This is a genomic window from Pseudoalteromonas sp. MMG005 (assembly GCF_018101015.1).
Lineage (GTDB): Bacteria > Pseudomonadota > Gammaproteobacteria > Enterobacterales > Alteromonadaceae > Pseudoalteromonas > Pseudoalteromonas aurantia.
This window is the reverse complement of sequence record NZ_JAGJEK010000009.1, coordinates 103,794-123,781: the sequence shown is the minus strand read 5'-3', so window position 1 is coordinate 123,781 and position 19,988 is coordinate 103,794. Positions and strand designations below refer to the sequence as shown.

17 protein-coding genes are annotated in these 19,988 nt (G+C 40.2%); 5 read left to right on the top strand and 12 right to left on the bottom strand.

Translation table 11 applies throughout. The features are described 5' to 3' along the window. Positions 1–128: 128 nt before the first annotated feature. Positions 129–896, bottom strand: a complete 768-nt coding sequence (locus J8M01_RS08900) for a ribonuclease H family protein (RefSeq protein ID WP_348772732.1) — start codon at positions 894–896, stop codon at positions 129–131. 84 nt (positions 897–980) lie between these two features. Further along, entirely contained in the window at positions 981–1,673 is a 693-nt protein-coding gene (locus J8M01_RS08895; protein WP_210997457.1) for a metal-dependent hydrolase, read from the bottom strand. 426 nt (positions 1,674–2,099) lie between these two features. Between J8M01_RS08895 and J8M01_RS08890 the strand changes: the two genes are divergently transcribed. From J8M01_RS08890 to J8M01_RS08880, 3 genes are all read left to right on the top strand, one after another. After that, positions 2,100–3,275: an efflux RND transporter periplasmic adaptor subunit gene (locus tag J8M01_RS08890; RefSeq protein ID WP_211057744.1), complete on the top strand. Its 1,176-nt coding sequence runs from the start codon at positions 2,100–2,102 to the stop codon at positions 3,273–3,275. 3 nt (positions 3,276–3,278) lie between these two features. Further along, positions 3,279–6,422 (top strand): efflux RND transporter permease subunit, encoded by a 3,144-nt coding sequence (locus J8M01_RS08885; RefSeq protein ID WP_211047665.1) that lies wholly within the window; start codon positions 3,279–3,281, stop codon positions 6,420–6,422. Between the two features lie 232 nt (positions 6,423–6,654). Next, complete coding sequence (locus J8M01_RS08880) at positions 6,655–7,092, top strand: hypothetical protein (protein WP_192507271.1); 438 nt, start codon at positions 6,655–6,657, stop codon at positions 7,090–7,092. Between the two features lie 416 nt (positions 7,093–7,508). Here the strand turns inward: J8M01_RS08880 and gndA are convergent, their stop codons facing one another. Next, positions 7,509–8,882, bottom strand: a complete 1,374-nt coding sequence (gene gndA, locus J8M01_RS08875; protein ID WP_211057743.1) for an NADP-dependent phosphogluconate dehydrogenase — start codon at positions 8,880–8,882, stop codon at positions 7,509–7,511. Positions 8,883–9,379: 497 nt separating this feature from the next. On the opposite strand from gndA, the gene pyk reads away from it, so the two are divergent. After that, positions 9,380–10,813 carry a pyruvate kinase gene (gene pyk, locus J8M01_RS08870; protein WP_192507269.1) on the top strand — a complete coding sequence of 478 codons (1,434 nt, stop codon included), beginning with the start codon at positions 9,380–9,382 and terminating at the stop codon, positions 10,811–10,813. A 39-nt stretch (positions 10,814–10,852) separates the two neighbouring features. Here the strand turns inward: pyk and J8M01_RS08865 are convergent, their stop codons facing one another. From J8M01_RS08865 to J8M01_RS08840, 6 genes are all read right to left on the bottom strand, one after another. Beyond that, positions 10,853–11,677: a LytTR family DNA-binding domain-containing protein gene (locus tag J8M01_RS08865; RefSeq protein WP_192507268.1), complete on the bottom strand. Its 825-nt coding sequence runs from the start codon at positions 11,675–11,677 to the stop codon at positions 10,853–10,855. Beyond that, entirely contained in the window at positions 11,677–12,747 is a 1,071-nt protein-coding gene (locus tag J8M01_RS08860; RefSeq protein WP_192507267.1) for a histidine kinase, read from the bottom strand. Before J8M01_RS08860 ends, J8M01_RS08865 begins: the two co-directional genes overlap by 1 nt. A 143-nt stretch (positions 12,748–12,890) precedes the next feature. Then, positions 12,891–14,447 carry a SulP family inorganic anion transporter gene (locus J8M01_RS08855; protein ID WP_192507266.1) on the bottom strand — a complete coding sequence of 519 codons (1,557 nt, stop codon included), beginning with the start codon at positions 14,445–14,447 and terminating at the stop codon, positions 12,891–12,893. A gap of 137 nt (positions 14,448–14,584) precedes the next feature. Continuing rightward, entirely contained in the window at positions 14,585–15,043 is a 459-nt protein-coding gene (locus J8M01_RS08850; RefSeq protein ID WP_192507265.1) for an Lrp/AsnC family transcriptional regulator, read from the bottom strand. A gap of 68 nt (positions 15,044–15,111) precedes the next feature. Beyond that, entirely contained in the window at positions 15,112–15,753 is a 642-nt protein-coding gene (locus J8M01_RS08845; protein WP_211057742.1) for an MBL fold metallo-hydrolase, read from the bottom strand. A gap of 1 nt (position 15,754) precedes the next feature. Beyond that, entirely contained in the window at positions 15,755–17,539 is a 1,785-nt protein-coding gene (locus J8M01_RS08840) for a M14 family metallopeptidase (protein ID WP_211057741.1), read from the bottom strand. Positions 17,540–17,692: 153 nt separating this feature from the next. On the opposite strand from J8M01_RS08840, the gene J8M01_RS08835 reads away from it, so the two are divergent. Continuing rightward, positions 17,693–18,517 carry an SDR family oxidoreductase gene (locus J8M01_RS08835; protein ID WP_211057740.1) on the top strand — a complete coding sequence of 275 codons (825 nt, stop codon included), beginning with the start codon at positions 17,693–17,695 and terminating at the stop codon, positions 18,515–18,517. 114 nt (positions 18,518–18,631) lie between these two features. On the opposite strand, the gene rplT is transcribed toward J8M01_RS08835, so the two are convergent. The 3 genes from rplT to infC all read right to left on the bottom strand — a co-directional run bounded on the left by rplT (position 18,632) and on the right by infC (position 19,950). Further along, the gene (gene rplT / locus J8M01_RS08830; protein ID WP_192507261.1) at positions 18,632–18,991 is read right to left on the bottom strand and encodes a 50S ribosomal protein L20; all 360 of its coding nucleotides are present in this window, start codon (positions 18,989–18,991) and stop codon (positions 18,632–18,634) included. 15 nt (positions 18,992–19,006) lie between these two features. Further along, a complete protein-coding gene (gene rpmI, locus J8M01_RS08825) occupies positions 19,007–19,207 on the bottom strand; it encodes a 50S ribosomal protein L35 (protein WP_010363888.1) in 201 nt (66 codons plus the stop codon). A gap of 182 nt (positions 19,208–19,389) precedes the next feature. Further along, a complete protein-coding gene (infC, locus tag J8M01_RS08820; RefSeq protein WP_084622626.1) occupies positions 19,390–19,950 on the bottom strand; it encodes a translation initiation factor IF-3 in 561 nt (186 codons plus the stop codon). Positions 19,951–19,988: the final 38 nt, after the last annotated feature.

The following is a 19,988-nucleotide window of genomic DNA, read 5'->3' as shown; positions in this document are numbered from 1 at the left end:
TTATATTGCAAAAAAGTAAATACCCTTCGTTATGCTCATAACGGCTGGAAATAGTCGACATGCGACCGTTCACATTGTACCGAGCTATTGAAAATAGCGATATTGAAATTCAGGCGTCTTAGAAATATTTATCCTGTGCGCATAGCCAATATAGTTGGTATATCAACATTTTTATTATATCGGCATAAGCCTTCATCTTTTGAGTCTATAGCCAGAATAGACATTCTGTCAGCAAGTTCATTGCCTTCAATACCTACATGTCCATTCACATGATATATCGCGATCTTCGATAAAAGTGTCTGATAAAGTGCATACGCAGGTTGAATAATATCTAAGTTTTTTATTTCTCCAGAAGCCTTCGTCCAACCCTTTTTCTCCCAATTACTTGCCCACTTGGTAATACAATCAATTGAATATTTTGAATCACAATAAATAACCACAGATTTTCCTGTTGATAACTTATCTTGTGCTATCAACAAAGCCTGATTTAACCCGCGTAATTCAGCAGTATTATTCGTTCCGATTGACTGATAAAGCCCGTACCATAGTTCACTAAGTACATCATTTTCATAAACAGCTAGCCCTGTTCCCGCTTCCCCAGGATTTGGTTCACAACCCCCGTCAGTATAAATTTTTATATCATAGGCCATTTGATCAATGTGCGCTTGTGACAAAGCACTAGGCTTCTTTTTTGTAATTTTGGATGAAATATCTTGAATCTCACGCTGTGGAAATGATCTGCCTCCAAAGGCTGACTCAGCTTCTTCTTGGCTTGAAAAAGACTTGTACTTAGCACCTGAAAAGCCATCCACTTGGGCTTTGCATTGCGCCCAATTAGTATAAATTCCAGGCTCTCGCCCTTGCCAAACGACATAAAATTTTTTAGCCAAGGTCACTCCTTATATTAATCAATATATATACCGCCAATTTACGCTTATCTCGCGATCATTTGATGGTATGTATGAAGAGTCATCATAACCCTAGAAACTGGGTACGATGGTTAACTGCATTAATTTCTCATACCAATTTACGACCACTGTGGGTATCTGTGTATAGTGCTGATAAAGGTAGTAATAGCCAGCCCCTACCAGACCTAACTGCGACAACGCAATAAAGGGGTAACGTATATCAATAATCTTCATTGCACTGCCAAATGAAGACTTAATGCGATTGTTAGCTAAATCGACGCTGTAACATTCATCTAAAAGCAAGTGTACTAAAGAACCAAAAAAAACAAAGAGTGCTACCAATAGTGAAAAACTCAACGTGGCCCCCAACTGAAGTGCACAAACACATCCAAGTAGCGTAAACATAAGTACAGCTAAAATTGAATGTAAACTTCCCCGATGCACCGTTATACTTTCAAATATTGGTTTGACTAAAAACCAAACTAGGCCGTAAATACCGCCTGCACAAAGCCAAACCGACAGTAATGATGATAATGGGTAAGTCGCAATAAAACCACCAGCAAGCACACAGCCTAAAATAGAAAATAGCCATCCTATCGATGTTGAGTCATCCGCATCAAGATCGGGCAACAATCCAGACAAAGCGCCTATCAATATAAGCAGAAAACTCTCTGACATCGTCACAATGTGTGATGCCAATAAAGTTGTTCCTAGCATGGCGCTTGATACTGTACTTGCTGTTATATGAGTAGAGAAATTTGCCAAGTGGGTTCCTTACTAAATTTAGCGACACGATAGAAAGCAATCGTATAGGCTACTGTTATAGAGTGATTTTAACACTTTAACTGTACATTAAGCACCAATTCCTGCTGCAGTTAAAATAATTAACCCTACATGCAAATTTAGCCGTGGTTTCCAGTGAAATCATTTACCATATTTACAAAGCAGCGAGTTTGTAATGCAATCAGTCTTGCACAACCAAAAAGCATTCATTGAATAGGTATCACCCTCAAAGAAGCCATACGCCTGATACTGATACTGTAAATGTAAAAATGTTTCTGTTATCGCAATGCTTTGTTACAACTTACCTTAGACTTTAAACACCTAGAAACATCTATTGTCGTATCATAATAGGTAAAGATATCAGCCGTCATTGATATTGCGTGTTTTAATAGTAGGAAGGACTATAACGTGGCTAGTAAAAAACAAATTATATTACCGATTGCGGTACTCATTACAGGAATTGGCGTTGCAGCAGCATTTTCTGCAATGAAACAACCACCAGAAGAAAAAGCCGAAAAAATCATTCACCCACTTGTTGAAATTGAATCAGTCTCAGTTGCCCCCATGCAACTTACTGTTGACTCATACGGTATTGTAAAACCGAAATATAGTACTGAACTCGTTGCCCAAGTCAGTGGTCAAATAATTCAAATCTCAGAGAAATTTGTGCGAGGAGGTTTTGTTAAAGCTGGTGAAGTATTAGCGCGCATTGATCCCAATGATTATGAAGCGGCGCTCATTGAAGCACAAGCTAATTTAGCCCAAGCGCATTCAGCCCTTGAAATTGAACAAGCTCAGGCGCATGTGGCAAAAACGGAATGGCAACGGATAAAAAACAATGCCAGTGAAACCATTCCATCTGAATTATATCTCAGAAAGCCGCAATTGGCTGACAAACTAGCGCAGTACAGAGCTGCACAAGCCAGCGAAAAGCGTGCAAATCGCAACTTAGAACGGACCTATATAAAGGCACCCTATGACGCCATTGTGGACAGTCGACAAATCAGTTTAGGGAGTGTCGTTAGTCCGGGAAATCAGTTTGGTGTACTCAATGCAACATCAGTTGCTGAGGTAAGACTACCGGTTGCTGATAAAGAACTACAATATTTAGTCAACAATGGCTTAGATTCAAAGGTATCACTCGCCGCGAAATTTGCGGGCAAAGACGTTATTTGGAAAGGTAGGATTGTCCGTAATGAAGGCGTCATAGACGAGCGAAGCCGAATGACTTATTTGGTTGCGCAAGTAGATGTCCCTTACAGCTCTGGCGACAAACAGCTTCGCTTTGGCACCTATATTAATGCAAAAATTGAGGGGCAGCTTATCCAGTCCGCGGTATCTGTTCCTCGCCACTTGGTCAAAAATGGTCAAATTGCGACACTTAACGATGATTTAACACTCAGCTTCAAATCGCTTCAAATTATTAGAGAAAGTAATGGAATGGTTATTGCGAATGCAGGTCTCTCTAATGGCAATAAAATCATCACGTCTGCACTAGAGTACCCTGCTAACGGCATGCAATTACGTATTGAAGATGCTGCTAATCAAGCGCCAACAACACAATTGGCTCTTAAGGAGGAGTAACTTATGTCATTACCATCCGAAAAAGGCATTATCGCATGGTTTGCACGTAACCCTGTTGCAGCAAACCTATTAATGATTTTTATTCTGGTTGGCGGGATCCTCACTGCTTTCTCAATTAGAAAGCAAATGTTCCCTCAATTCGAAAATAACTGGTTAAGTGTGCAAGCTGTTTATCCTGGTGCTGCACCTCAAGAAGTCGAAGAAGGCATCACGATAAAAGTTGAAGAGTCAATGGAAGGACTCGAAGGTATCAAACGGCTGATCACCTATTCCAACCGTGGTATGTCGCAAACATGGATCGAAGTCGAAGAAAAGTACAACCCTCAAGAAGTACTTGATGAAGTAAAAATGCAAGTTGACTCCATATCTAGCTTTCCTGTTGGTATGGAGCGCCCTGTTGTTCGTTACGACAAGTTTGAACAGGAAGTCATGTGGCTTGCTTTAAATGGCAGTTTAAGTCGGGCCGAGCTCAAAGAGTTAGGTAACACATTACACGACGAGATGCTTGCCCTGCCAGGTGTTAACCTTGTTGAATTCAATGGTGGTCTCAACTACGAAATTGGCATTGAAGTTAGTCCTGATAAGCTACGCGAATATGGACTAAGCTTTAGAGATATTTCAAACGCTGTTTCAGCTTTCTCCGCTAACATGTCTGCTGGTCAAATTCGCTCTGACAACGGCTACATATCAATGCGGGTTGAGAATCAAGCATACCGAGGCTCGGAGTTTGAAAATTTACCATTGATCACGTTAGCCGATGGTGCGCAAATTAAACTGGGTGATGTGGCAACCGTCAATGACGGCTTTGAAGAAGGGTTACAGTATTCAAAGTACAACGGTAAAAGCTCTCTCATTTACCAAGTAAGTGCTTCAAAAGATCAAGATATCAGTAAAGTTGCCAATGTTATAAAAAGCTACCTAGCTGAACGTAATACCACCTTACCCGCAGATGCTGAACTAGAACCTTTCATTGATTTAACTTACTATCTTGATGGCCGCTTAAATATGATGGTTGAAAACATGATCTGGGGTGGTTTGCTGGTCATGCTGATGCTGGCACTATTTTTACGCGTTAGACTTGCGTTCTGGGTTATGATGGGGCTACCTGTTTCGTTTCTAGGTGCTTTTTTATTTATGCCAATGGGCGCGCTAGATGTCACAATAAATTTAGCTTCATTATTTGCATTTATACTGGTACTCGGGATTGTGGTAGATGATGCCATTGTTGTCGGTGAATCCGTTCACTCCGAAATTGAGGAACATGGCCATAGTTTAGATAACGTTGTTCGAGGCGTGAAGCGTGTTGCGATCCCAGCGACATTTGGTGTACTAACCACTGTTGCGGCATTTTTACCACAAACGCTAGCGACCGGCCCTGCTGCTGCTTTTTCTAAAGCCATTGGTGGCGTAATTATACTTTGCTTAATTTTCTCTTTAATTGAATCAAAGCTTATTTTGCCTGCACACTTAGCCGCGATGAAAGATAAGCCTAGCAACCCTAAAAACCCCTTTCATCGACTTCGAGCACTTTTAGATGGCGCCCTTAAGAACTTTATTGAAAACCTATACCGCCCTTTTATCGAGCGTTGCATTCACTATCGCTACACAGTAATTGTCGGCTTTTTAACAATTCTTATCGTGAGCGCTGGCATGTTTGCAGGAGGCTTCATTAAGTTTGTTGCGAACCCAAAGATTCCTCATGACTTCCCCGAAATTTCAATTGAAATGAATTTATCCTCATCTGAAAGTGCCACACTTGAAACAGCACAAAAAATAGAAGCGCTTTTATTTGATGTTGATAAGCAAATTGAAGAAAAATATGGACAAGGTATGATCCGTGACTTATCTGTAAGTCTCAGAGGCCGTACCAATGCAAATATCATGGCTATTCTCGTTGAACCGGATAAGCGTCCAATTGACACATTTGAGCTAAGTGCCATGTGGCGCGAACAAATGCCCCCACTGCCTGGTGTGAAGAACCTGAATATTCGCGACAGCATAATGAATGGCGGCCGAGATGATGGTGACATTAGCTTTAGGCTTGAGGGAAAAGATAAAGAACAATTGAAAGAAGTTGCCGAAAAGCTCACCGAAAAACTCAATACCATTACAGGTGTCGGAGATGTCAATGATTCGATGCAAAGTGCAACCGATGAAGTACAACTAGAGCTGAAGCCTTTGGCTTATAGCATGGGCTTAACACTTGCAGACGTAGCCTCCCAAGTAAACTTTAGTTACTACGGATTAGAAGCTCAGCGTATTTTACGTGACGGTGAAGAAATCAAAGTGATGATCCGTTATCCGAAAGAGTCTCGCAATTCAATCAGTGACATTCAAGATGTGCGTATCGTTACACCAGCAGGCGCAGAAGTACTCCTTGCTGAAGTCGCAAATGTAAAACTCGTCGACGGTGTGAATCGTATTCGTCGAGAAAACGCAAAACGTACTATTAACGTGTGGGCTTCTGTAGATACAAATCAAGCCCAGCCATTTGAAATTGCAACAGAAATACGTGATGAGTATCTGCCATCATTGCTGCTTAATTACCCCGGTGTACAAAGTAATGTAGCAGGTAGAATTCAAGAAGAAATGGACAGTGTTGCAGAGCAAATTCGTGATTTTGCACTTTCAATGATGATCATTTTTGCATTACTTGCGATTCCTTTACGCTCCTATTCTCAACCAATCCTGATCATGTCGGTTATCCCATTTGGCGTTGTAGGGGCTGTATTTGGTCACATGGTTATGGGTATGACCATGAGTAGCTTGTCGTTCTTTGGAATTATAGCTGTCGCAGGGGTTGTGGTAAATGACTCTCTGGTCATGGTCGATTTTGTGAATAAAGCTCGAGATGCAGGCGCAACGATTAAGCAAGCGGTTGTAGAAGCTGGCTGCAAACGTTTCAGGGCAATTCTCTTAACTTCATTAACGACATTTATTGGACTTGTGCCTATTATTACCGAAACCAGTTTACAAGCGCAAATCGTTATTCCAATGGCTGTCTCTTTAGCGTTTGGTGTATTGTTTGCGACTGTAATCACCCTAATACTTATTCCATGTCAATATGTTGTTCTTGAAGATATTAAGGCACTCAAGAACAAATGGTTTAGTAAAAAGGATACGCTACAGAAAACATCTGCAACTTAATAAACACTAAGTAATCCCAACCCCAAAGCTCGGATTCCACCGAGCTTTTTTATTTTTAATAATAATGAGTATGTGTAAACAGGTAATTTGCTGTTGTTAATGAAAATAATCTCTTTAACTAATACAAAATACCGATCTAACAGAATTTATCTACTCATACACCGTATCGCTCTTTACATATCCATGTTTTAAAGACAAACTGACATATAAATAGATTTAGTTAGACACCACCATGAAGTATTTAACGATAATTTTAACTTGTGCCTTGGTTTTCTTATCAGGTTGTGGAAAAGATAATAAAGGAACGGGTGAATCAAGCTCTCCGGGCTACACCGCCACCGCTTTTTTTGATGCTTTGTACAATCATAATAATTTAGAAAGAGCAGCCAAGAATGCAACACCACGTCTTGCTCGTGTCATGCGCTCATATGGAACTGCAAAACAGTTCACGCGAAATCTCGTTAATATGCAGTTTGATCAAGTTACCATAGAATTGGACATGACAAATCAGAGTTTGCGAGAACAATACGGTGAGACAGCTAATATAAATATGGTCTTTACAGGTACGCTCAGAGGTGAGCAAGTAGATGATATGCGAAGCGTGAAACTGCTACGTAAAAAAGGAAAATGGTACGTAGATAAAATAAACCCAGATCCGTTTGCCCGTTAACCCGCTCACTTTGCTGGTTGTGCGTTGTTACAATGGACGCTTTTAGCTCGGGTAAGTTGCAGTTGCTTCGCCCGAGAGCTTGCTATAAAAAACGGCTCTCCTTCCCTTATCTAATGAATGCTATAACTGACAAAATAGTGTTGGCAGCAGTAACGCAAAATGTATGCTCAATAGCATCTATTGTTACACGAGCACAGTCATACATTAGTAAGAGCAATATATCGACTATCGGCAATTTGAGTTTTATTAGTTCAAGAATTAACTTTGTGAGTGACAGTTTTAACCGGTAAAATTACCTACTATTCAAAAAACGCATATTGTGTTATCACGGTTTTATCTGACATTAACTTGCAGATTGGAGATATAAAAAAACCGGTCTATAAAACCGGTTTATCATTTTAAACTAAGCAAGTATCTTAGCGAACTTTAGCCGCTATATTCACTAAGTCTGTCAAGTGGCAAATTTCACCATCGTGAGTTTTAATGCCATGTTCACCAAAATAATCTCGTTGCGATTGTACTAAGTGACCATTACTGGGTGTGCTTAATGTCGCAATGTAGGTTTGTGTCGATGATAATACAGGAAACGCTAAGCCGCTTGATACTGCTAAGCCTGTCACCTTACGTAACGCCGCCACCTCTAAATCTAAGCCATCAATGAACTCAACACCTTGCGCCACATCATCTAGATAATCAGCGCGAATAATACAACCAGCGCGCCAAGTCTGTAATGTCTTTGCTAAATCAACTTTCCATTGATGAGCACGAGATGCGCCTTTTATCAGTGCTAAACCTTGGCGATAACAGAGTAGGCTTGCTAAATAAAATGCTTGCTTAAGCTCCTCAAGATCAACGTCAATATTAATCGTACCTTTTGCTGCATAAGTCATTTCTTTTGCTGCATGAGTATCGATTGTATTAGTCAAATGGCGCGCTTGAACAGCTGCAACCAATGATGGTACTGCAATCCCCAGCTCTAGTGCATTTTGTGCAGTCCAAAGACCGGTACCTTTCGCACCCACCTTGTTATCGATCAAATCAACTAATGCTTCGTTTCGATCTGTTTCTAACTGTAAAATATGACTGGAAATTGACAATAAATAACTATTAAGTGTCCCTTCAGACCAAGACTCAAATACTTCAGCCACTTCCTTAGGTGAACGGCCTGTGCCATGGCGCAACAATTGATACATTTCTGCAATTAACTGCATCAACGCATACTCAATGCCATTATGTACCATTTTAACAAAATGGCCGCTTGCAGATTGTCCAACACGTGCGAAACAAGATTCGCCGTTATAACTTGCAGCAACCTTTTCAAACCAAGGTTCTACGCGCTCCCAGCCACCTTCCGAGCCACTCGCCATCATAGCAGGGCCATGACGTGCACCTTCAGCACCACCTGATATCCCCATCGTCGCAAACTCAAATTTATTTTGATACTTCAACTTACGGGTAATACCATCTTTATAATTACTGTTACCACAATCGACAATAATATCTTCTTTTGCCACACCCGCTTCAATCAAATCACCACACACTCGATCAACTAATTCACCAGCTGGGACCAGTAGTAAAATTGAACGAGGTGTTTCTAGTCGTCTGACCATATCACCGAGATCTGAAACTATGTGTAAGCGCTCAGCCATGCCCATAGATTGGGCGCAGCTAATTAACTCAGCACCTGCGTCTGGGTTTCTATCATAGGCAACTAGCGTTAACCCCTTCTCAATTAGATTCAATGCTAGGTTTTTACCCATCACGCCTAAACCAACTAATGCAACTTGCATTTAGTTTCCTCCTCGGTAACTACAAAATTGTGAGTAATTTATTACTTCGCGCCGCATTATACCCTAGCTTTAGTAAGAAGCCAGCGCATGACCACGCATTAATAGCAAAGTCAGGTTAAATGTCCTTGCTAATCTGCTTTTTTTTCATTATATGACTGTTGTAGTCGCTTCTTTGTACAAATACCATCACTAGTTTTTAAATGAGTAATTTCGAATCCTGTGATTTTTCTTATCTCGACTAACAAAACAACAGATGTAAACTCATATTGTCCGAATATCAGAGATTGACCAATACTGACACCGGTGTCATAATGATGTAATACAGATCATATAATTTAATTGAAGTGTAAAAAAGAGTTTATAGAGCAAATCTTTATACACACGATCTTTATCATGTGATGAATACATTGTTTTGTTCAGTAGCAAGGCAAATCATGTATTATCGATAGGTACGAATTTAAACAACCCTATAAATAGTAGGTCGACAGGAGATCCTGATGCTTAGACGCACAAAAATTGTAGCAACCCTTGGACCGGCAACAGACCGTGATAACAACCTAGAAAAAATTATCCGAGCGGGTGCTAACGTTGTTAGATTAAACTTCTCCCACGGTGTAGCACAAGATCATAAAGATAGAGCTGAAGCCGTTCGTAAAATTGCCAAAGAACTTGGAAATCATGTTGCTATTTTAGCTGATCTACAAGGCCCTAAAATCCGAGTTTCAACATTTAAAGAAGGTAAAGTAACACTTGCGGTTGGTGCTAAATTTACACTTGATGCGCAGATGGAGTTAGGTCAAGGTACTGTGGATGCAGTTGGTATTGATTACAAAGAACTTCCTCAAGATGTCAAACCTGGTGATCTATTGTTACTTAATGATGGCCTCATTCAACTTACCGTTGACTCAATTGATGGCGTTCTAGTGCATACTACCGTTACAGTTGGTGGCGTGCTATCAAATAACAAAGGTATCAACCGTTTAGGTGGTGGATTGACAGCACCGGCTTTTACTGACAAAGATAAGGAAGATTTGATAACAGCAGCAGAAATTGGGGTTGACTATATAGCGGTCTCATTCCCACGCAGTGGCGATGATATGCGCTATGTTCGCTCTTTGGCTGAAAAAGCAGGTTCAAATGCACAACTTCTGGCAAAAATAGAGCGTGCAGAAGCTGTTGCTACACAAGCTGATATTGATGATATTGTACTTGCATCTGATGCAGTGATGGTTGCCCGTGGAGATTTAGGCGTTGAAATTGGTGACGCTGCATTAGTTGGCAAACAAAAACTCATCATTAGCCGTGCTCGCTCGTTAAATCGTACGGTTGTCACTGCGACGCAAATGATGGAATCAATGATCGATAACCCTATGCCAACACGTGCTGAAGTGATGGACGTAGCAAATGCTGTACTTGACGGCACTGACGCGGTGATGCTATCAGCGGAAACAGCTGCTGGTGATTATCCTGAAGAAACCGTCGCAACTATGGCTCGAGTTTGCTTAGGAGCAGAATCACAACCCGAAATTCATGTATCAAAACATCGTTTAGATAGTATGTTTTCTGACACGTCAGAAACACTCGCACTGTCAGCTATGTACGCCGCAAACCATTTGGATAGCGTTAAAGCTATCGTGGCGCTTACTGAGTCTGGCAAAACGGCGAAACTCATGTCTCGTATTAGTTCTGGTTTACCTATATATTCATTATCTCGCCACGCAACTACACTCGGGCAAACGGCGCTCTATCGCGGTGTTTATCCTGTCTACTTTGATTCGACCACCTGTTCAGACCAATCAATGGTTCGCGACGCACTCGCTACATTGCTTGAAGCTGGCTCACTTGAAAAAGGCGATACAGTAATACTAACGCATGGTGATGCAATGGAAACTGTCGGTGCAACCAACACAATGAAAATTGTCACCGTATAAATAGTTTTCTAAGGTAGCTTCCAATGAGGCTACCTTATCTTAACTAGCCAACGCTGCTTTTACTTTATCTCTATAACTACGACTTACTTTCAGCTCTTGCCCATTATCTAAAACCAGTAAATATTCACCACTACTTTGTGTAACTAACTTACTAATTTGTTTGGTATTTACAATTGCAGAACGGTGAACTCGGACAAACAATGCAGGATCTAGCTCTTGCTCCAGTTCTTTCATGGTTTTACGCAATATGTGGGTTTGACCATCGCTACAATGCAAACACATGTAATCTCCTGCTGCATCTACCCATTGGATACTCGCTGTTGATACCCGAACAATTTCACCTTGCTCTTTTACAGCAATCGACTCTGGATATTTTTTATCAACTAAGGTATCCCCTGTTGCTAATTTTTTTAGGATCTCTTCACAATTATTACCTGTTATTCCCGCCACAAAGCTCGCTAGCTTTTTCTTGTGTACGTTGTCTTGTTGTGTCTTCAAATAACTTTGCACTTTTTCCACCGCCTGTCTTAGTCTGTTGTCATCAACGGGTTTTAAAATGTAATCCAAAGCATGGATCTCAAATGCTTGCACAGCATATTGATCGAATGCAGTAACAAATACAATTGCAGGTAGAGGCTTAACACTTTCACTTAAAGTTCGAGCAACCTCAAATCCATTCATTCCTGGCATTTGGATATCTAGAAAAACTAAATCTATATCATTCTCTTGGCATTGAGCGATTGCTTGTTCACCACCATTACATAACTCAACTATCTCTAATTCTGGAAACGACTTCAAGCGCACAGCAAGCCCTTTACGCGCCAGCGGTTCATCATCAACAATCAACGTTCTTATTTTGCTCATTACTTCTTAGCCTTTTCAAAAGGAACTCGAATGTTTACTTTCAAGCCATTCGGTTCGTTATGCGATAACACAAATGAGTAGTTATTCTCATAAAGTGTTTTTAGCCTATCAATCGTATTGGCAATCCCAACACCTTGTGCGTTTTGTAATTGTCCGTTTTTTAATTCTGCACCAGGGCCATTGTCTCCCACTTCTAACAATAGTTCATTTGCAAAAACCTGAGCTTTTATCTCTAACTTACCACCTTCCACGAGGTGTGCTATCGCATATTTTATCGAGTTTTCTATGATTGGTTGTAGTATTAAACTTGGTACTAATGCTTGTTTAGCCTCAGAACTTACATCAACATCAATACTGAGTCGTTCGTCAAACCGCACTTTCTCTATTTCTAAGTAAAGCATCAGCGCATGGAGTTCCTGCTCTAGCGGTACCTTTTTTATAGGGTCAGTGTTTAAGGTATACCGTAAGAAGTCTGATAATCTTGCTACCATCTGGTTTGCATCTTTATTTTCTTCTACCAAAATCAACGTAGAGATAGCATTGAGCGTATTAAACAAAAAATGTGGATTCAATTGATAGCGTAACATTTTTAACTGGGCCTCATGGGCCATTGTGTTCGCTTTTAATGCTTTTTGTCGTTCACTTTGTAATAATTGATAATATTTAACGCCAAAATATAGGCCACTCCAACATAGTACAATGTAAACCGAGTCGAGCCCTTGCTGAAAGTAGTAAAACCACTCAGTGGGACGGTAGCCATGACGATAAATTTCCCACAAATTAAACTTTTGGATGACAGCCCATAGAGTCCCCGTAAAATAGGACGCACTAAATACCACTAAAATAAGAATAAGTGGAGGAGCGTTCCAAATTCTGCGGTAAAGATACCTTATAGGCACAGTTAAAAGACACCCTGCATAAGCATTGAGTACGATCACGAAGACATAAATATCTCTCATCTCAAATACTTTGGACCCTATATAGTTAACTAGCGCGTAACCTAACCAGCCAGCAATTTGAAGAACCCAAAAAAAACGTTGTCGATTATCGACTAATGCTTGCCATTTCAACAGTGTATTTAACTCCTATCATAATAATTTGATTATATATCAGTGATAACCTTTTAATCACTACCGATAGTCTCAGAATTTTTACGGCTCGACGCAAATAAAAAAAGGCACTATAAAAGTGCCTTTTTAGAAAATGCTAATAATTACGCTAGTTTATCAGACGCTACCTTATATTTAGGGTCTTCAATTACGTTTACTTCTACTAAATCATTTGCTTTGTTTAACAAGTCTTTACAATCTTGACTCAAATGTCTCAAATGCAGCTTTTTCCCTGCTTTAGTATATTTTTCGGCTAAATTATCAATTGCCTCTATAGCGCTGTGATCAGAAACACGACTGTGTTTAAACTCTACAATAACATCTGCGGGGTCATTCAGCACATCAAACAGCTCACTAAAGTTCTTAACAGAGCCAAAAAATAATGGGCCATGCAATTCATATACTTTAGAACCTTGCTCATCAATATAATTGCTTGTGTATATGTGCTTTGCATGTTCCCAAGCAAACACTAATGCAGATACAATAACACCGACACACACTGCAATTGCCAAGTCAGTTACAACTGTCACACCAGAGACAAGTACGATCACAAATGCGTCTGTTTTTGGTATACGTTTCATTAATCTAAAACTAGACCATTCAAAAGTACCGAGTACAACCATAAACATAACACCTACTAGCGCAGCTAATGGGATCATTTCAATTAGACTTGCTGCAAATAAAATAAACCCAAGCAATAACAAGGCAGCTGTAATACCCGACAATCGACTACGACCGCCCGAGTTAATGTTAATCATAGATTGGCCTATCATTGCACAGCCTCCCATTGCACCAAACACGCCACATGTCATATTAGCAGCCCCCTGGCCAATACATTCACGGTTGCTATTACCCCGCGTGTCAGTAATTTCATCAATAAGAGTCAATGTAAGTAATGATTCAATTAAACCAATTGCAGCTAAAATAAGTGCATATGGGAAAATAATTTTAAATGTTTCAAAATTAAAAGGCACCATTGGGATATGGAACTCAGGGAAACCGCCTGCAATAGTTGCATTCATATCTCCCGACATATCTTTTAGGTAATCAAGTACTGTTCTAGCTTCAAGGTCTAACCCAATAACTAATCCAGTAACGACGAGAATTGCCGCAAGAGAAGAAGGAATAGCAGTCGTTAATTTAGGTAAGAACTGAATAATAGCCATAGTCAAAGCGACTAATCCAGCCATTATTAGTAATGGGGAACCTTGCATCCATTGTAATTGACCTTCAGCATCCATGACTTTAAATTGACCTAATTGTGCCAAAAAGATGACGATTGCTAAACCATTTACAAACCCAAGCATCACGGGGTGCGGTACCATCCTGATAAATTTACCTAGTTTAAATACCCCAGCAAGGACTTGTAAAACCCCCATCAATAACACTGTGGCAAATAAATATTCAACCCCGTGCTCTACCACTAAACTGACCATTACAACCGCTAGTGCACCTGTAGCACCTGAAATCATACCTGGACGACCGCCAAATATTGACGTAATTAAACCGACAATAAACGCAGCATATAAGCCTACTAATGGGTCAACTTGCGCTACAAATGCGAAAGCAACAGCTTCTGGGACCAATGCAAGCGCAACAGTCAAACCAGACAGTATGTCATTTTTAGCAGAGCTTGGTGCCTTGCCGATTAAATTAAACATTCATATCCTCTTGATTTACAACGAACAGAAAAGCGCTGGATTCTATCAAAATCCAGCGCTTTTAACAAATGGTGAAGTATGACTATAGTACATAGTCAGTACATTGATATTACAATATCATGTACATATTGTCAGGCTTATAGTGGAAGTGCCGTCGTACGCTTTACGCACGTCATGGTAACGTTAGAATGGACTTCTTGCACATACTCTAAATTGAGTAAATTATCTCTAACAAACTGTTCATACCCTTCTATTCCTCTCGAAATGATGCGGAGCATAAAGTCCATTGTACCTGCCATTGTATAGCATTCAGTCACTTCATCATAACTCATAATTAGTCGTTCAAACTCTGATAAATTATTTCTACCATGATTAGATAAACGAACATGTGCATACACTAGCATATCAAAACCAAGTTGCTTCTCGTCGAGTAGCGCGACCTTCCCTTTTATATACCCGTCTTGCTCTAGTTTAGCGATTCGACGCCAACACGGCGATTGAGACAACCCGACTTTGTCGGCAACTTCAGCAGTAGATAAACTTGCATCTTGCTGTAACAATGCCAATATTTGGCGATCAACTTGATTTAAAGACATACATTTTTCTTAAATTTAAGTAAATTAGATAAATTATACATACAGAATGAATACTTGTCTGCATTTCCTTAGCCAAAACGGCCACTCATAAATGGGTTATTCTGTTTCTCGTACCCTATCGTTGTGTTTTCGCCATGTCCTGACATCACGATAGTTTCATCTGGAAGAGAAAATAATTCTTTCCGAATAGACTCTTTGAGTTGCTTCGTATTTCCCTTTGGAAAATCGGTTCTGCCTATAGCCCCTTTCAATAGTACATCTCCAACAATTACTGTCTTTGACGATTTCTCATAAAAGACAACATGCCCCGGTGTATGACCTGGGCAAAAGCGTACCTCAAGCTCGAGTTTACCCACCTTAACTACATCACCTGCCGTTAGCCAGCGATCTGGTAAAAATGCCTGCTTAGGTTTGAAACCAAACATTTGAGCCTGCATTGGAATGGCCTCAAACCAAAATGTTTCATCTTGATGTGGGCCGATAATATCTACTTTGAGCACGGCTTTCAAAAGATCTGCAGCACCAACATGGTCCAAATGACCATGAGTTAACAGTATAGCCTCTACATCTAGCTTATTCTGCGCAATAACAGATTGCAGTTTATCTACATCTCCACCCGGATCTATCACCGCGCTTTTTCCTGTGCTTTGGCACGTTATGAACCGAGTATTTTGCATAAACGAGGTTACTGGGACAGTTAAAACGTGCACCTTACTCTCCTAGTTCAATTAATACTGGATATTTTAAGTACGCCTGATCGTAAAATGGCGTTTTTTCATATAACCACGATAACCTTTTTTTAGCATCATTGGCGAATAATTCATCTTCTCGGATTTTTTTATCAAACTCAAGTGCCATCGCTGGATTACTTTTTAACATAGAACGAGCGTAAGGTTCCAGTGCATAATTTTCAACATACTCAGTACGTTGAAATATGGTATTAAACTCCCCCCACTGAAAGAATGAATCAGTTGCTTCAGGGTGTAATAAATGCGTCACTAACTCAGACTTAGCCTGATCTGTAGATATGCGGTACCATCCTGTTAAAGGCATTTTCTCAACTTCGTTCAAATCGAATTCAGCCGTTACTCTAAAGCGTCCCTCAAAAGGCAATTTAGCGAACTCATATTGAGTAATTTTCGCTTGTTTAAGTCCCTCTTTACTTTCAGCCGTGGTGACAATTTCCACGGAAATACCATGAATCCGTAGTTTCTCTACAATATTCGGGTATGCAGGGGGAATATAAAATGCAGCAGGCACTTTTACCTTCTTCTCCACTGTTTTCTGCCAATATATTGGTAGCGCATCATAAAATTTAGGTTGACCTAAATATTTCACTTCCACTTGACCAGATAGTGCACTATCAAATTGCTTATATGCAATACCTCTAAACGGTATGTGATCAGGCTGTTTAGCGTAACTACGTCGTACTACTATTTCTTTTGGCCTCGTTGCATGCTCTATGTCAATGGCTTTTTCTAATGCACTTTGACCCTTTGCCAACGCATCCACGACACCATCAAAAAACACATATGTTCCCAAAACCCTTTGTTTGTAAGGTTTTAATGAATGATTTTCAACAAGAATAGTTGGTACACTAGCCAAATCACCCCAGCCATTTGAAAAGCGAGGTGTTGCTACCCAACCAGCCAACCCTTGTTTAAAATCTCGCTTGTCCATAACAAACACCAAAGGGCCTGCAATATGGCCTGCTTGAGTTAGCGCGGCGTCTATTTGTGGTTTAAAGTGCGTATCCAATACTTTTGCAACAAGAGGGGATTCACTTGCAAATTGTGGGTTATACCCATACGTCACATCATATTGATAGTCAGCGCCATCCGTCACATGAACGTCAATATATAGATCCGGGTCAAACGCTTTAATCACTTGTAATACAGCGCGCACTTCTGGTGTATCTAATTTCGTGTAATCACGATTAAGATTTAAATTATTACCATTAGTTCGAAAGCCCATATCAATTGGACCTCGCTGATTTATGCGATTAAATGGGCTTCGTCGCTCATGTCCATCCACATTTAAGATGGGAACAAATAAAATATTAACTTTTTCTAATATATCTAAGCGTTTACCAGTAGCAATATCGCGTAACAGCATAAACCCAGCATCTTTCCCGTCAATTTCACCAGCGTGAATGCCAGCTTGAATAAGTAACGTGGGTTTAGCGCTAGTGCTGATTTCTGTCGCACTAAATTTACCGTGCTCTGATGCGACCAGCATTTTAATATCTCGACCGGCCTGACTTTGACCAATACTAATTGCCTTAAACTGCGTTGGGTTGGCAGCAACTAAACGGTCCACAAATGCCATCGTCAACTGGTAGTCTGGAGACGTTACCCCACCACTAAGTTCAAAATCAGTTGTTAGCGGCCCTTTTTGTTGAATTAGCTGCAGGCTTTGTCCCTGCCAAGCCTCTAAAGGTGGTAAATGTGCATCCAAATTCATTGCTGCGGATAACATAATAATACTGGCAATCATGATGCGCTCTCTAAATAGTTGCCTGAATAGCGCAATTATATCAATATTTTAATTAACAGCTTACAATGTGCGGTGATTCAACAAAAATATGCAGCTAATAACATGCTGCTCACATTTTTTAGGCATTTTTAGCTAAAATAAAGACGGTTTAATATGAAATCAATTTTAATTACCGGCTGTTCATCCGGTATTGGATACTACTGTGCCAAGAGATTACATGATGAAGGGTTTAATGTTATTGCAGCTTGTAAAAAGCAAGTAGACGTTGATGCACTCACAGCCCTAGGACTCACCGCCATTTTATTGGACCTTTGCGATGAAAACAGTGTTCAATTAGGTTTTAAACGCGCACTTGAGCTATGTAACAATGAACTAGATGCGTTATTTAATAATGGCGCCTATGGGCAACCCGGCGCTATAGAAGACTTACCAACCGACGCACTAAGGGCGCAATTTGAAGTGAACTTTTTCTCATGGCACACACTGACAAATTTAGCCATCAAACATATGCGAATACGTGGACAAGGGAGAATAATTTATAACTCTTCAGTATTAGGTTTAGTCGCACTGCCCTACAGAGGCGCTTACAATGCCAGTAAATTTGCACTTGAAGGACTGGCGGACACGTTAAGAATGGAGTTAGCACAAACAAATATTCAAGTGAGCTTAATTGAGCCTGGACCAATAACGTCTAAATTTAGAGAAAATGCTTTACATGCCTTTATGACAAATATTGACATTGATAACAGTGCACACGCTACTAGTTATCAAAAACAGCTCGACCGTTTAAAATCAAACTCAGCGCCACAATTATTTACGCTTGGTCCCGATGCTGTTTACAACAAGTTAATACACGCGTTTACAGCCAAAAAAGCCAAACCTCGCTATTATGTCACTTTCCCAACGTACTTCATGGGCTACATAAAACGGCTACTTAGTACAAATATGCTAGATAAAGTGTTACTTAAAAATAAATAAGCAGTCATTTACAACTACTTTTTCCCATCGAATTTAATGCGATAAACAAACAGAATGAATGGATCAAAAAAAGGAGCTCAAGGCTCCTTTTTCACATAATAAGTACGAAACTTATTAAGCAGCAAGACTTTCTTTTGCTTTTGCAACTAGTGCTGCGAAAGCTACTTGATCGTATACTGCGATATCAGCTAGGATCTTACGATCGATTTCAATCGATGACTTTTTAAGGCCATTGATGAAACGGCTGTAAGATAGGCCGTTTTGACGTGAAGCTGCGTTGATACGTGCAATCCATAGTTGACGGAATGTACGTTTCTTAGCTCTACGGTCACGGTATGCATATTGACCAGCTTTAGTGATTGCTTGGAACGCTACGCGGTAAACACGTGAACGTGCTCCATAGTAACCTTTAGCTTGTTTTAATACTTTCTTGTGACGTGCACGTGCGACAACGCCGCGTTTAACTCTTGCCATTTCTGATATCCTCTATTAAGCGAATGGTAACATACGGTTGATAAGACCAAGGTCATTTTTATGAACCATAGACTTAGCACGTAGGTGTAGCTTACGCTTAGATGATTTCTTAGTCAGAATGTGACGAAGATGCGACTGCTTGCGCTTAAAACCGCCTGAAGCAGTTTTCTTGAAACGCTTCGCAGCGCCTCTATGTGATTTTAGCTTATAAGCCATTGCAATAACTCCAATAGTATTGCCTAAACAAATATAAGTAGGCGGATGTTGCCATCACTTGGAAGGCCTAACTTACAACCATATTCCGGTGAAGGGTCGCCCCTTTCTTTAAGACCGGTCAATACAGGTGACCAAAGGCACTTTAAACCTGTATTAAATTCGCGCGCATTTTACCGCACCTATTACTTTTTAGCAATAGGGGCCATCATCATTATCATTTGACGACCTTCAACACGATTTGGGAAAGACTCAACAATTGCTAAATCTTCTAAATCGCCTTTAACACGGTTCAATAAGTCGATGCCGATTTCTTGGTGTGCCATTTCACGGCCACGGAAGCGAATAGTGATTTTAGCTTTATCGCCCGCTTCTAAGAATTTTCTTAGGTTGCGTAACTTAACTTGGTAATCACCTTCATCAGTACCTGGACGGAACTTGATCTCTTTAATTTGGATCTGCTTCTGCTTTTTTTTCTGTTCTTTTTGTAATTTTGCTTTTTCAAAAATGAACTTACCGTAATCCATCACTTTACAGACAGGGGGTTCAGCATTTGGACTTATTTCAACTAAATCCACACCTAATTCATCAGCAATCGCCTGAGCTTCTCTTAACGACATGATCTTCGGTTCCTGGCCTTCTACACCAGATAATCGAACTTCTTTCGCTGTTATTTCTTCATTGATACGATTTTTTTGAGCTGTAGTTTGCCCTTTTTTTCCGCCTCTAATGGTACGTTCCTCCAAGAATATCAAAATATATTGTGTGTAGTTAATATGTTACT